Origin of the sequence: Achromobacter sp. RW408 (genome assembly GCF_003184165.1) — a bacterium.
GTDB classification, from domain to species: Bacteria; Pseudomonadota; Gammaproteobacteria; order Burkholderiales; family Burkholderiaceae_B; genus Achromobacter; species Achromobacter xylosoxidans.
The window spans coordinates 249,964-263,664 of the sequence record NZ_QHHO01000049.1; the positions used below are offsets into that span (position 1 = coordinate 249,964).

The following is a 13,701-nucleotide window of genomic DNA, read 5'->3' on the forward strand; positions in this document are numbered from 1 at the left end:
CTGGCCAGCTTGAAGCGCGAGTTCTGATAGTCGATGACGCGGCGGCCGAAGACTTTGCGGTTGCGGGTGTACTCGGCGGCTTCGTCGATCATGCCTTCGAGCGAGGCGCCGGCGCGCAGCGCGATCGCCAGGCGCTCGCGCGCGAGTTCCTGGGTCAGGTATTCGAAGGCGTTGTTCTCGCGCCCCAGCAGGCAATCGACGGGCAGGCGCAGCCCGTCGAAATAGAGCTCGCAGGTGTCCTGGCAATGCTGGCCGATCTTGCTCAGCGGCGTGCCTTTGGTGAAGCCGGGCTGGTTTTCCTCGACGCAGAACAGCGACAGGCCGCGCGCGCCCAGGTCGGGATCGGTGCTGGCCAGCACGATCGCCAGACCGGCATTGACGCCGTTGGTGATGAAGGTCTTCTGGCCGTCCAGGACGTAGTGGTCGCCGTCGCGGCGCGCGCGCGTGCGCACCGCCTTCAGGTCGCTGCCCGCGCCCGGTTCGGTCAGGGCGATCGCGCCTATGATGTCGCCGCGCGCCATGGCGGGCAGCCAGCGTTCCTTCTGCGCGGTGGTGCCGAAGGCGTCCAGATACGGCGCCACCATGTCGGAATGGATCGAGAAGCCGATGCCGAGGAAATTCGCGCGCGCCAGTTCCTCGATCACGACGGCGGCATGGCCGAAATCGCCGCCGGCACCGTAGGGTTCGGGCAGGGCGCAGTTGAGCAGGCCTTCCGCGCCGGCGCGGCGCCACAGCGAGCGCGGCACGATGCCGGCCTTTTCCCATTCGGCGTAGTGCGGCGCGATCTCCTGGGCGACGAAGCGCCGGACCTGGTCGCGAAAGAGTTCGTGGTCGTCCCGGAATACGCGGCGCATGCGGCCTCCTTACTTGCCGTAGGAGTCCGTGGCGCTGGCCTGGCCGTGCAGGGTGGGCGCGGTGGCGCTGCCGGTCAGGAACAGGCTGTAGTGATCGCCGGGTTGCAGGGCCGGCAGGGCCAGCGAGGGCGAGAGCACGGTGCCGCAGCCCGCCGCCAGCGTGGCGCTGACGGGGTTGATGGCGCGCGCCATCGATGCACCCGGCTTGACGTCCTGGAACAGCGTGGGGCCGGTCGGGCTCACCTCGAGCTTGGCGCCGGGACAATCGGCCGCCAGGTTGTAGAAGCGCAGCTCGGCCTTGAGCGCGTCCTGGGCGCCATTGCTGTCGTCGATGGCCGTGTAGCTGACATTGACGCCGTCGCGCCGCACCACCAGCGTGGTGAAGGTGTCGGGCTTGACCTGCAGGCTGGCCGCCGGCTTGCCGTCGATCAGCAGGTTGAACGGCTGGTTGCCCTTGACGATGGCGTAGGTGCTGGCGGGCTGGGTCGGGCTGATTTCCTGCGATGGACCGTTGGCGATCTGCACGCGCACGGGGCCCGTTTCGGGATTGACGACCCGCACGAACGATGAGCCGGCCGGCGGACGGGCGGCATACAGCTGGGCGAGCACGCCTTCGGCCTGCGTGGCGGCGCTGGCGCCGGCCAGCGCCAGCGTCAATGCCAGGATGGGGAAATGGGTGCGACGGATCATGCTTGCGGCTCCGGTTTCTTGCTGAGGCGGGCGTCGAGATACATGCGCTCGAGCTGCTTGCGGTCGGCCTTGTCGGTGCTGGTCGTCGGGAAGCGGTGGCAGGCCACCAGTTCGGACGGGATCATGTAGGGGGGCAGCTTGCGGCCCAACAGGGCTTTCCAGTCCGCCAGCGCGGCGGGCAGCGGCTGCAGGCCCGCGGCGCCGGGCTCGGCCGGTTCGACGAATCCTATGAGACGGATGATAGCGCCATCGGGCCGCCGCAGCGCGACGGTGGCGCCCGCGCGCGCGCCGGGCAGGGCGGCGATGGCGGCATCGATCTCGGCCAGTTCGATGCGGTAGCCGTGCAACTTGATCTGGTCGTCGATGCGGCCGCGGAACGTCACCAGGCCGCGCGCATCGATCTCGCCCAGGTCGCCGCTGCGATAGCCGCGCTTGCCATTGCGCGTGAACATGCGCGAGGCGTTCAGGTCCGGGCGATTGAGGTAACCGCGCATGACGTGGTCGCCGGCAATGCTGATTTCGCCGTTCTCGATGAAGACCTCGGCATACGGCTTGGCGCGGCCGATGGGAAAGGGGTTGGGCGCTTCGGCACGCAGGGCGGGGTCGATCTCGACCCAGGTGGTGGAGCAGGTGGCCTCGGTGGGACCGTACGAGTTGATGATGCGAACGTCCGGAAAACGCTGCCACAGCTCCTCGGCCAGCGTCGGCGTGAGCGACTCGGCGCCGAATACGAAGGCGCGCAGCCGCGGCAGGTGGGCGTGGTCGAAATCCGGGTTGAACAGCTGCTGGCGCACGAACGACGGCGTCGAGGCCCAGACGTTGATGCCGGTGTCGGCCAGGTATTGCACGAAGCGGTCGCGCTGCGCGATCGTCTCGCGCGGGCACAGCACGCAGGCGCCGCCCAGTTCCAGCGCGCCGACCCAGTTGAACAGCGAGAAGTCGAAGCTGAACAGCATCTGGTCCATGAACGCGGGCGCCGGGCCGAGGTTCAGGCAGTCGCGGATCCAGCCTGCGAAGAGGGTGACGCTTTCGCGGCCGATCTGCACACCCTTGGGGTCGCCGGTGCTGCCCGAGGTGAACATGATGTAGGCCAGTCCGGCCTCGGCCAGCGGCGCGGGGCTGGCGCAACCGGCAGCGAAGGTGTTGGCCTGGGCGTCGTAGCGCAGGCCGGCGCGCACCAGTTCGCCGATGCGGGCGATGCGTTCGGGCGGGTTGATGACGTCGACCGGCACGAAGGGCACCCGCAGCCGCAGGCACCCCAGGATCGCCACCAGGAAGGCGGCTTCCTTGTGGCCGGAGATCACCAGCGGCACGCCGGCGGTGACCCCGGCGCGCAGCGCGTCCTGTTCCCAGGCCTGCGTGGCGGCGCGCAGCGCTGCCCAGGTCAACGCGCCCTGCGCGTCGACCACCGCGATGGCGTCGTCAGCGATGGCGGTATCGGCGAAATCGTAGGCGTTGAAATCGAAACGCATGATGCTGCCCCCAGGAAGACGTCAGGCGCGCGCGTGCTCCGCGATGAAGGTCGCCAGCGTGTGCACCGACTCCAGGTGCACGTCGATCTCGGTCGGCGGGATCTTGCAGCCGAACTGGCGTTCCACCGCCAACGCCACGTCCACCGCGGCCAGCGAATCCACCAGCCCGGATTCGATCAGCAGGGTATCGGGATCGACCTTGGTGAGGATGATGCCTTCGATCAGGTCGGCCACCTTGGCTTCGATATCGTTGATGTCCATAGCGTACTCCGCGACCGCGCCGCGGTCAGAATTGGAAATAGAGGAACCGGGTTTCCTTGTGCAGGTTGACCAGGCAGAAGAACAGCAGGGCCAGCATCGCGGCCAGCCAGGGCAGGTTGGGACGCCAGCGCATCCAGGGCGAAGGCGCTTCCTGCGGCTTGAACAGCGCCGGCGAGTAGCGGCCCAGGATCTGGTGCGCATTGGGCGCGAACCAGGCGATGCCCAGCAGCACCACAGCATAGATCAACTGCAGGTGGTGGCCGACCAGCACGCGCCAGGCATCGCCCCAGGCCAGGCCGCTGACGTGGGTGGCCAGGTCCAGCGTTTCCATGCCGCGCAGGCCGATCATGCCCTGCATCAGCAGCATGGCGTCGCCGACCCCGTGGGCGCGGAAGAACGCTTGCGCCACCAGCACCGCGACAAAGGTCAGCAGCACGCAGGCGGCTCGCTTGACCACGTTCAGGTTGCGCGCGGCGGCGGGCTTGCGGCCCACCACGAAGATGCGCCAGGCGTGGTTCACCGACAGGTACATGGCGTGCAGCAGGCCGAATACCAGGAACTGGAAGCCGGCGCCGTGCCAGACGCCGGCCAGCGCCATCGTGAACAGCGTCGGCGTGACGATGCTGGCCAGGAAACCGCCCACCGTGGCCACGCCCTGCGCCCCGACCGGCAGATTGCGATCGGTGCGCCATTTCGAAATGGCCATGGCCACCGGGTAGTAGAGATAGGCGGTCAGGTAGCGTGTGAGTGTCATGTGCCAACGCGCCCAGAATTCGATGATGCTGCCCGCCTTGTAGGGCGAGTTGAAATTCAGCGGGAAGCGGATGCCGAACATCTTGGCCAGGCCTAGCGCCATGTCCGAATAGCCGGAGAAGTCGAAATACAACTGCAAGGCATAGCACAGGCTGGCGCCCCACGAGCCCCAGAACTGCAGTTCGCCAGGCGCGGCGAAACCGGCATCGGCGTAAGGCGCGATGCCATCGGCCAGCAGCACTTTCTTGGCCAGGCCGATCACGAACAGCATGCCGCCCACCGACAGGTTCTCGGCCTTGAAGCGGTAATTCTCGGGCTGCGCGAACTGCGGCATCATCTCCTTGTGATGCAGGATCGGGCCGGCGATCAGATGCGGGAAGAAGGTCACGAACAGCACGTAGCTGAGCAGGCTGCGTTCCTTGACCACGCCCGCGCGGCAATCCAGCAGGTAGCCGATCTGGGTGAAGGTGAAGAACGAAATGCCCAGCGGCAGGATGATCGCGTCCATGGTCGAACTGGTCATGCCCAGGTCGGTCAGGAAATTGAGCAGCGTCGCGAAGTATTTGTAGTGGAACAGCAGCGCCAGGTCGGCGCCCACGCCCAGTCCCACGATCAGCCCCTGCAACCGGGGCCGTGCCGCGGTGTGCAGGATCAGCAGGCTGACCAGGAAGTTGAAAGCGATCGAACCCGCCAGCAGCACCACGAACTGCGGGTTCCACCAACCGTAGAAGACGAACGAGGTCAGGCACAGCCACAATGCCGCCAACCGCAGATTGAAGCGGCCCGCGCCGTAGTACACGGCCAGCGTGATGGGCAGGAAGATCAGCAGGAACAGATAGGAGTTGAATAGCATCTTCGGTCAGGGCAGTCGGGCCAGCACGGATTTCTCGTCGTCGGTCAGCGGCAGCGACAGCGCCATTTCCGAAAACTCCCAGATCACCAGCTTCAGGCTCTTGGGCCATTGCTCGCGCTGCTTGAGGGCCACCAGCAAGGCCCCGGAGAACTGCCCGCCATCCAGGCTCAGGTTCCAGACCTCGCGCCCCAGTCCCATGCCCAGCCGCTCGGCGAAATTGCTGCGGCGGCCGTTGGAGCTGCCAGCCAGCAACACCTCCACCGGTGGCGTGTCATCGAGCAGCCCGCCGCCGCGCACCGGTTCGATCTTCCGCGGCTCGGCCAGGTCCAGCTCGGGACGCCAGCCAGGTCGTGCCTGTTCCAGCCCTGCCAGCACGATCAGGTCGCCCATGCGCGGCTGCGGCGCACCCGCGGGATCTTCCTTGAAGGCCTGGGTGCCGGAGCCGCCCAGCAGCGGCAGGGCGGCCTGCGCCACGCGCGCGGCCGCGGCCTGCGCGCCGGTGGCGTTCATGTGCACGTCGGTGCGGAAGTAGCGCGGCGCTTCGGCCTGTGCCAGGGCGTCGCGCAGATCGACGAACGGCACGCCCTGCGCACGCAGGGCGGCATTCCAGTCGTCCAGCGTGCGCTGCATCGGCAGCGAGACGGTCTGGCCGCACAGGTGATCGGCCTCGATGCGCGACTTGTCGGGCACCGCCACCACCAGCAGTTGCACCTGCCGCTGGCGCAGTTGTTCGACCCAGTGGCGCATCAGGCGCAGGCGCTCATCGAAGACATGCACCCCGGGTTGCGGCCGCAGGCCGTCACGGTAGAACAGCCATTGCGGGCAGCCCATGGCCACCTGCTCGCCCAGGTCGCCGAGCAGGCGGTAGCGGATCGCGGCATTCCAGGTGTTGACCGCGCCCTGCGCCGGCAGCCGCAGCGACTGGTTCAGCACGGTCCCCGCGGTGCCGTTCATCCAGGCCGTGGGCGCGACGTCGGCGGCCCCCAGCCTGGCTTGCGCCAGGCACCAGGCGCCCCAGCCCAGGCCGAGCGCCAGCAGCACGCCGATCACGATCGCGTTGCGCCGATGGCCCGTCTCGGGCGGCGCCGCCTTGTCGGGTTGCGCCACGGCGCTATTGCCCCACCGCCGCCTTCATGCGGCCGCGCCAGGCGTCGGCGGTCATGATGGAGGCGTTGTCCCACAGCCCCTTGGCATCGGGGCCCTGCGCATAGGTGGGCTCGAACATCTGCCACACCAGCACCTGCGGCCTGTTCTGCTTGAAGGCGGGCGACTCCAGGTATTCCAGCAGCATGATCCAGTGGCCGACGTTGCCGGGCTTCCAGTTCACGGAAACCGGGCGATCCAGCAGATTGGACAGCTTCTGCGGAAAGCCGAAGTAGGGTTGCACCATGCTGTGGCCGGTCACGTGCACCGGGGCGGGCGCGTCATCGATCAGGCTCTGGTTGTCGGCCTGGCGGCGCACGGTGAAGGTCTCGCGCCCCGCCTGCTTGCGCTGTTCGGGCGTCAGGAACAGTTCGGCCAGATCGCCATAGCGGCGTTCGTTGACCACGCTGCCCAGCGCCATGCCGGTGCCCGGCTTGCCGGCCAGCGTCTTCACGTCCTGCCTGATGCGCTGGGCCAGGGCCTCGGCGGTGGCGTCGGCGGCGGCCTGGGTCCAGTGCTGGTCCGTGCGATAAAACACATCCTGGCCGCCATCCTTCAGGCGGCGCAGCACGGCCTCGTCGTCGATGGTGGAGATGCCGGCGGCCTTGAGCTTGTCCTGTATGGTCTGGTAGCGCTTCCTGACATCGGCGCTCAGCGTCGTGCCGTCCGGCAGCTTGTCCTGGTAGAACAGCGTTTTGTCTGGCAGTACCAGCACTTCCAGCTGGACGCCCCTGGCGGCGAGCGCGTCGCGGGTTTCGCGCACCAGCTGGGTGGCGGCGTCGATGCCGCGCGTATCCACCTGGGTCAGGCTGCCCCAGCCCGGGAACAGCCAGTTGTCCTTGCCTTGGATGACGATGGACGAGGCTCGCTGCGCCTGGGCGCCCGCGGCGGCCAGCGCCAGCAGCAAGCCGCACAGGGCCGACGCCAGGCGCGGGCGGCGGGGCAGGGGGCGGATAGCGGTAGTCATGTTTGCGGATTCCTTCATGGATACGGATCGGCGGGGCTCAGTAGGACAGGGTCAGGTTGATGAACAGGCCCTTGGCCCGGTCGGCCTGGCCGCCGCCGATGTTGAAACGGTATTGGGTGGTCAGGTCCAGGTAGGACCGTGGCGCGTTGTAGTGATCCTCGCGGAACCAGTAGCGCAGGTTGAAGCCGGGGCCCGCGCCCAGCGACCAGCTCGATCCGTTGCCTTGCAGCGGATGGGTGCTGCTGTCGCCCAGCTGGACACCGGTCACCTTGTTGTTGGTCCACAGCCAGTCGGCGCCGATCACCCCATAGGGAAAGAACACCAGCTTTTCGCTGATGGCGTCCAGGCGATAACTGCGCCCGATCCGCAATTCCCCCGCGCCGAACGCCTGGTCGCGCTTGAGCTTGCCGCGGACGCTGTCCGTGTCCTTGCCGGTGGCGTTGTCGCGCAGCCAGAACCGGGCCGGCATGTCCTGCCAGGAATACCCGGCCTGCACATAGCCTTCCATCGTGAACCAGTCGGGCCGGTCGATGCGCAACGTCGTGCCTTCGTACAGGCCGTAGGTGACGTAGGCGAGCCAGCCTCCGCTGCCGGCGTCCGCCTTGTAGTGGGCGGTCTGGTTGGCGCTGTTCAGGCCGCAGAACGTATCGGTCGAGCGCGGAGTGAGGATGCCGGTGCGCGTCGCCGTTCCGAGGTTGAACTGGCGCTCCAGGCCGAAGGTCAGCCCCACCTCGGTGGATGGCGTGAAGCGCATGCCGAGCGAGCCGACGGTGGTGGGGATGCCGGCGATGCCGTCGTTGTTCTGGCCCGCGACATCGATCACCCCTTCGCCGCAACGGTTCCTGACGGTCTGGCTCTTGGTGCGGCTGCCGTTGTCGTACAGCGTATTGGACAGCCGTCCATACAGTTCGAACGTGCGCGTCGATGAGTTGAGGAACTCGGACGGCCGCCAGAAAATCTCGGCGGTGCTGAACACCGCATCGCCCGGCACCGTGATCGCCGCGCCCCCGAGCCCGGAAGACGCCGGCCGCGCGCCGCGATAACCGGCGGAAACGTAGCCGCCCCATTCGCGCGACAGGCCGGCGATGCCGCTGCGCGTGTCGTAGCGCTGTTGCGGTGTCAATTCCAGTTTGCCGGCATCGGCCTCGTCGATGGCCTGTTTCAGTTTCTCCACGGCGCCGCGTTTGTCGCCGACGCCCGACAACGCATAGCCTTCGTCCAGGATCACGGTCGGCGGCGCCTTCCCGGTGGCGCGGGCCGCCTGGAAGTCCTCCAGCGCCAGCCGGGGTTTGCCCATGCGCTGGTGCAGGTAGCCGCGCTGCATCAGCAGGGCGGGGTCGTCGGGCTGCGCGGACAGCGCTTCGCCCATGCGTTTCTCGGCCTCGGCCAATTGCGCCGCGTTGCCCGCGGCCAGCGTGGTGGTCAGCAGGCGCTGCAATTCCTTGTTGGCGGGATCCTGCTCGGCGGCCTTGCGCGCCTGCGCAATGGCTTCCTGGTAGTCCTCGCGCGCATAGGCGGCGTAGGCCAGCGCCGCGGGGCCGCCGCTGCCGGCGGCGTCCGACGGCAGCAGTTCGCAGGACGTGCCGTAAGGCGTATCGCGGCAATCCTGCAGCGGCGCCGGGTAGTTGGCCAGCGTCAGCGTGGCCGGCACGGTGGGCGCCGAGCGCGCCCGCTTGATACGGGCTGCGGCGGCTTCGTCCTTGGCCCCGAGCGGCTCCAGCAGCGCCAGCGCGCGCTTGGTCTCGCCGCCGGCGAGCGCGGCGTCGGCCGCGATCAGGCGCACATTGCGGCGCTGGTCGTCGTCCAGCCAGTCCTGCTTGAGCGCGGCATCGAAATCGGCATTGGCCTCGTCGGTCTTGCCCTGGCGCTGGCGCAGGTAGGCGCGCATCACCAGTGCCACCGTGTTCTCGTCATCCTGCCCGAGCGCGTCGGTGGCGGCGTCCTCGGCCGCGCCCAGCTGGTTGTCCAGCATCAGCGCGGTCATCAACAGCAGGCGGTGGCTGGCGGTATCCGGGGCCAGCGCCACGGCCTCGCGCGCCAGCGGCACCGCGTCGCCGGGTCGGTTTGCGATCAGCGCCTGGTAGCCCTGTTCGGCGGGCTTGATGGCCAGGCGGCGTTGCATCGTGGCGCGGCGCGCGGTCAGGTCGTTCTTGTTGGGGGCGCCGAGCGCGATGGCCTTGTCCGCGGCGGCCTGCGCCTCGGCGTACTTGCCCTGGGCTTCCAGCGCATCCAGCCACAACATGGCCCACGGCCCCTGTTTGGGGTCGATGCTGAAGGCCTGCTCGGCGCCGCGCTGCGCGGCAACGTAGTCGCCGCGGTTGTAGTCGGCGTAGGCGCGCGTGGCTATCGGGAAGCCGCGACGATAGGCGGCGGTGGCGCCGGGCGCGCCGCCGCCCGCGGCGGCGGCCGGCGCGGTGCGCGGTCGCAGATTGGCGCGCGCCTGGCGCAAGGCGGGGGTATCGAGGCCGCTCTTGATGGCGTCGGCGGCGGCCTTGTCCGCCTCCCGCAGCTTGCCCTGCTTCTGCAGCGCGTAGATCAGGAGCAGGCGCAGCCGCTCCACGTCCGGGCGCAGTGCGATGGCCGATTCGGCCTGCTGCTGGGCCTGCGCGTAGTTGCCCGCGTCGTAGCTCTTGTAGCCCTCGTCGGCGAACTGATAGGCGGCGCCTTCCAGCGGCGCCTCGGCGGCGCGTGGCGCCGACTGCGCGGCGGCGGGCCCGGCGTGGCCGGCGCAGGCCAGCGCGGCGGACAGCAGGAAGGAACGGGTCAATGGCTTCATGGAGTCGCGGGTTTGTTTTCGCCGTGCGTCGGCGCGATATCGGCCTGGCCGCCTTGCTGGAAGTGGATCGCCTCTCTGAGCGTGCCTTCGTCCAGCCAGCCTTGTTCCATCAGGATTTCGCCCAGCGGCCGCTTGTCGCGCGACTGGATCTCCAGCGCCCGCGCCAGCTTGTCCTCGTCGATCGCCTGCCAGGACAGCAGCAGCTCGCCCAGGCGCTGGCGCTGTTGCGCCAGCTGGTCGGTGGACGGGAAATCGTGCATGGTCTTGTCCCAGGCAAGCCGCTTGCCCGTGATCAAGTGGCCGATGAACAGTTTCCAGGCGCGCGCCGCGGCCATGGCATTGATGAAGTTGCCGACGATCATGCGCGGGATCGACAGGATTGCGTGTTCCCAGCCATACATGCGACCGACGAAATAGGCGCGCTGCACCACCCGCAGCAGCAAGGCCACCGCGTTGATCCACATCAGCGTCACCAGCCAGCCGCCCGGGCGGAAGTAGGACGGGTAATACACGGTCCACCAGCCGAACAGGTCGGCCAGGTAGAACAGGAAGAAGTTGGCCAGCAGCAGGTATGCCAGGATCGCGATGAACGAGGTCACCAGGCCCTTGCGGTCGCGGAACAGCAGGTATTTGGTCGCCAGCGAACCGGTCCAGCCGACCTGCTGCCAGCCCTGCAGCCCGATGCCCAGCGTCCAGCGCGCCTTCTGCCGGTAGGCGGTGCGGAAGGTGTTGGGAAAATACTCCCGCACCCCAAGCGGCATGTGGATGGTCGACACCTTCTCCTTGCCCAGTCCGAACCAGGCGCGGCGCCGCGTCACGTACTCGACGCCGAACTTGCCGAAGATCTGCCGCATGCCGCGCTGCGCCAGCCGCGCGCCGATGTCGTAGTCCTCGGTCAGCGTGTCGGTGTTGAAGGGCTGGTTGTCGGTCTCGGCGGCCAGTTCGACCAGTGCGCGACGCGAGAAGCAGGTGCCCACGCCAGCCGAAGGCACCATCTTCGACAGGCTCTCGCGCACCACCAGGTCCTTGGTGTGCCATTCCGCGAACTCGTCCATGTAGGTGCCGGCCACCAGCTCGTACCAGTGGCGTTCCAGCGACGTCACCGGCAGCTGGATGAAGTCGATGCGCGGCAGCAGGTAGTTGTAGTACTTCAGTTCCAGCGGGTGCAGCACGTCCTCGCTGTCGTGCAGGATGACGCCGGCGAACGGCACGGGCTGGCGGGCGTCCTGCGCGAAGATGGCCTGCACGATCCAGTTCAGGCAGTCGGCCTTGCAGGTCGGGCCATCGTGCGGCACCTCCACCCTTATCAGCTGGCGATATCGCCGCCGCATGCGCTCGACTTCCTTGATGGTGCGTTCGTCGTTCTGGTAGGTGCCGGCGAAGATCATGTAGTTCTTGTATTCGAGCGTCGACACCATCGTCTCGAGCATCGAGGCGATGACGTCGTACTCGAGCCAGGCGGGCACCATGATCGCCAGCGGCTGTTCTTCCTTGGCGCGCAATTGCGCTGCCGTCAACGGCGTGTAGCGGCGCTTGACCGTCAAGGCGCGCCGCAGCTCGCGCACCCAGTACCAGCCGTCGATGAACAGGTCATCCAGGCTCGAAAGCAGGATGATCACGCCAACGACGGCGGTCACGATCTCGAGGCCGCGGTAGTAGTCGGCGATGAGATAGGGCCAGTAGAGCGAAGACATGGGCGGGCCGATCCGGGTTTATCGGGTTTCCTTGTTCTTCCTGCGGCTGACGCGCATCGCGACAATCAGGATAAGCAGCAGCACCAGCAGGCCGACGCTGATGGCGGGCACGCTCCACGAGATGTAGCGGCGCCATTCGAAGAAAGCGCTTTCCCCGGCGCCCGGCGGATGGCTGGCGTCGGGGTTGGCGCTGTCGATCCAGGCCACCGGGCCGGCGGCGCCAATCAGCGCGACGTTGCCGCGGTTCAGCACGAACGGCGCGTCCAGCATGCCGGCCCGCTGCCCCAGGGTGTGCCACAACACGCCGTCCTGGCCCGCGGCGCTGACCACTTCGGCCGAGCTCAGCTGTTCCAGGCCCGATATGTCCAGCCAGGTCGTGTCCTTGCCGTCCACGCGCAGTTGCTTGCGATCGGTGACCGTCACCATCGGCTTGGCGCCTTCCACCGGCACTTCCATCGCCAGGAAGGGGCGCGTCGGCTTGAAGGCCTGGCCGCCGGCGGCCACGGACAGTTCGGCGCGGGTCGTCGAAATGCCGCTGGCCGAAGCGATGCCGATCAGGCGCTTGAGGTTGTCGGGCGCGCTTGCCAGATAGCTGTCGGGTACGACGACCTGTGGCGTGCCGGCAAGCAGCGGCAGCAGGCCGACGAAGGTGCCGTCCGGTTCGGCCTTTTCCGGCTTGACGTAGCTGGTCGGCAGCACGTTCACCGGATACCCTTGCGGGATCTCGTTGCAGTCCACCGACACCGGCTGGCGCTGGAACGTGACGCGCACGGCGTTGGTGACCCCCAGCACGTAGCCGGGCACCCGGGCGGTCAGACGCTCGGGGCGACCGTCGGCATCCAGCTGTTTGGCGGCCAGCAGGATGCCGTTCCAGAAGACGGAGGCCACCGGGCGCGTCGACGAGGCGCCGGGCGCGGCCGAGACGTCCATGACCAATTCGCCGGGCATGCGGCCGTCCGCCGACACAGCGGCCAACGGGAACGTCGTGGTCCAGTCGCCGCTGGCGACCACGTTGAAGCTGTTGGGCGATCCGCCCAGCGCCGTCAGGCGCAGGCCGCCGTCCTTGAAGGTTTCCGGCGGCATCGCGGCCTTGACCCGCACCTGGCGCGTCACCAGGATGCGTCGCCAGGCCGTGTCGAACGCGCCCGCGCCCTGCGCGCCGGCATCGGCGGCCAATGCGATCACGGCTTGGCGGCCCATCGCGGCCAGGCGGATTTCCTTGGACTGCATGTCGGCGTTGGCCAGCGGCACGCGCCGCTCGCGCCAGGACTTGAAGGCCGCCGCGGCGTCGGCATCGTTGGCCAGCTGCGATTGCAACGCGTCCAGCGCTTCGTTCAACTTGCCGCGCAGCGTGGCATCGGCGATCACCACGTCACCGGCGACGGCGGGCGCGCCCATCACCAGCAAAGCGCCGATCTCGGCGGCATTGGCGATCTTGTGCTTGCCGTTGTCCGCCAGCGCGGCGAAGGCCGGCACCTGCGCCAGCCCGGCCGGCGCCTGCAGGCCGCGCGTGTCGATCTCGTCGCCCACCGAGGGGAAGGCGCGCACCGCGACGCGCTTGCCGGCGCGTTCCAGCGCCACGCCGACACGCCAGGCGCTGTCGAAGGCCTGCTGGTCCAGCTTGGCGCCGGCCACGATCAGGGTCGGCTTGCCGGGCAGCGTGCCCCAGGCATCATCCAGGTTGCCGATGGCCGAGGCATCGTAGCGGTAGGTCAGGCGCGTCTGCGGCGAGATGGTCAGCGCGTTGGCGGTGGCGCGGTTGCTTTCGCAGTGGCGCAGCGCGATTTCGGATTGCCAGTCCACGCCCACCCGCAGGAAGCCGGTCTCGCGGCGTCGCGGGTCCACCGTGTAGCCGTGCGCGATGCTGCCGTCGCCGTCGGCGATGCGTTGCGCATTGAGCGGCACGCCGTCGGCCCACAGCACCAGGCTGGTACGGCCCGGCTCGCCCTTGGTGTATTTGGCATCGAAGTTCAGCGTGGCGTCGGCGATCGGCACGCCGCGCGGCACCGGCACGTAGAACTCATGGCGCGCGTCGCTGTTGCTCAGGACCACCGGCTCGCTGATGCCCAGATCGGCCAGCGTGGTGTTGCGCGTCACCCAATCGTCGCCCTGCAACTGGCGCAGTGCGTCGCCGGCCGGGCTGGCCAGCGTCCCCAGCGGCAGCAACAGGCCGGCGGCCATCAGCGCGCGTCGAAGCGTCAGGGCGGAAAAGGAAGAGGGTTTTGGCATGGGAACTCC

The 13,701-nt window shown here is 68.3% G+C and carries 10 protein-coding genes; all 10 read right to left on the reverse strand.

Features of this window, described 5'->3' with window-relative positions; all coding sequences use genetic code 11:
• Window positions 1-854, reverse strand: an 854-nt coding sequence (locus tag DK459_RS20625; RefSeq protein ID WP_110135249.1) for an acyl-CoA dehydrogenase family protein, incomplete at its 3' end; no start/stop codon positions are given.
• 9 nt (window positions 855-863) lie between these two features.
• Window positions 864-1,544: an alginate O-acetyltransferase AlgF gene (locus DK459_RS20630; protein ID WP_110135032.1), complete on the reverse strand. Its 681-nt coding sequence runs from the start codon at window positions 1,542-1,544 to the stop codon at window positions 864-866.
• Window positions 1,541-3,016, reverse strand: a complete 1,476-nt coding sequence (locus DK459_RS20635; RefSeq protein WP_026383731.1) for an AMP-binding protein — start codon at window positions 3,014-3,016, stop codon at window positions 1,541-1,543. Before DK459_RS20635 ends, DK459_RS20630 begins: the two co-directional genes overlap by 4 nt.
• A 21-nt stretch (window positions 3,017-3,037) precedes the next feature.
• Window positions 3,038-3,277: an acyl carrier protein gene (locus DK459_RS20640; RefSeq protein WP_054445434.1), complete on the reverse strand. Its 240-nt coding sequence runs from the start codon at window positions 3,275-3,277 to the stop codon at window positions 3,038-3,040.
• A 25-nt stretch (window positions 3,278-3,302) separates the two neighbouring features.
• A complete protein-coding gene (locus DK459_RS20645; RefSeq protein ID WP_054445435.1) occupies window positions 3,303-4,883 on the reverse strand; it encodes an MBOAT family protein in 1,581 nt (526 codons plus the stop codon).
• A gap of 6 nt (window positions 4,884-4,889) precedes the next feature.
• The gene (locus DK459_RS20650) at window positions 4,890-5,990 is read right to left on the reverse strand and encodes a cell division protein FtsQ (RefSeq protein ID WP_110135033.1); all 1,101 of its coding nucleotides are present in this window, start codon (window positions 5,988-5,990) and stop codon (window positions 4,890-4,892) included.
• Window positions 5,991-5,994: 4 nt separating this feature from the next.
• Window positions 5,995-6,993: a twin-arginine translocation pathway signal gene (locus tag DK459_RS20655; protein ID WP_006384425.1), complete on the reverse strand. Its 999-nt coding sequence runs from the start codon at window positions 6,991-6,993 to the stop codon at window positions 5,995-5,997.
• Window positions 6,994-7,030: 37 nt separating this feature from the next.
• The gene (locus DK459_RS20660; protein WP_110135034.1) at window positions 7,031-9,769 is read right to left on the reverse strand and encodes a hypothetical protein; all 2,739 of its coding nucleotides are present in this window, start codon (window positions 9,767-9,769) and stop codon (window positions 7,031-7,033) included.
• The gene (locus DK459_RS20665; RefSeq protein WP_054448081.1) at window positions 9,766-11,463 is read right to left on the reverse strand and encodes a glycosyl transferase family protein; all 1,698 of its coding nucleotides are present in this window, start codon (window positions 11,461-11,463) and stop codon (window positions 9,766-9,768) included. Before DK459_RS20665 ends, DK459_RS20660 begins: the two co-directional genes overlap by 4 nt.
• 18 nt (window positions 11,464-11,481) lie before the next feature.
• On the reverse strand, window positions 11,482-13,692 hold the full coding sequence (locus DK459_RS20670) for a cellulose biosynthesis cyclic di-GMP-binding regulatory protein BcsB (RefSeq protein ID WP_053498467.1): 2,211 nt from the start codon (window positions 13,690-13,692) through the stop codon (window positions 11,482-11,484).
• Window positions 13,693-13,701: the final 9 nt, after the last annotated feature.

What these genes read in the sequence shown, in the direction of transcription:
- DK459_RS20630 (WP_110135032.1), bottom strand. Translation starts at nt 1,544, where the DNA reads ATGATCCGTCGCACCCATTTCCCCATCCTGGCATTGACGCTGGCGCTG.
- DK459_RS20635 (WP_026383731.1), bottom strand. Translation starts at nt 3,016, where the DNA reads ATGCGTTTCGATTTCAACGCCTACGATTTCGCCGATACCGCCATCGCT.
- DK459_RS20640 (WP_054445434.1), bottom strand. Translation starts at nt 3,277, where the DNA reads ATGGACATCAACGATATCGAAGCCAAGGTGGCCGACCTGATCGAAGGC.
- DK459_RS20645 (WP_054445435.1), bottom strand. Translation starts at nt 4,883, where the DNA reads ATGCTATTCAACTCCTATCTGTTCCTGCTGATCTTCCTGCCCATCACG.
- DK459_RS20655 (WP_006384425.1), bottom strand. Translation starts at nt 6,993, where the DNA reads ATGACTACCGCTATCCGCCCCCTGCCCCGCCGCCCGCGCCTGGCGTCG.
- DK459_RS20660 (WP_110135034.1), bottom strand. Translation starts at nt 9,769, where the DNA reads ATGAAGCCATTGACCCGTTCCTTCCTGCTGTCCGCCGCGCTGGCCTGC.
- DK459_RS20665 (WP_054448081.1), bottom strand. Translation starts at nt 11,463, where the DNA reads ATGTCTTCGCTCTACTGGCCCTATCTCATCGCCGACTACTACCGCGGC.
- DK459_RS20670 (WP_053498467.1), bottom strand. Translation starts at nt 13,692, where the DNA reads ATGCCAAAACCCTCTTCCTTTTCCGCCCTGACGCTTCGACGCGCGCTG.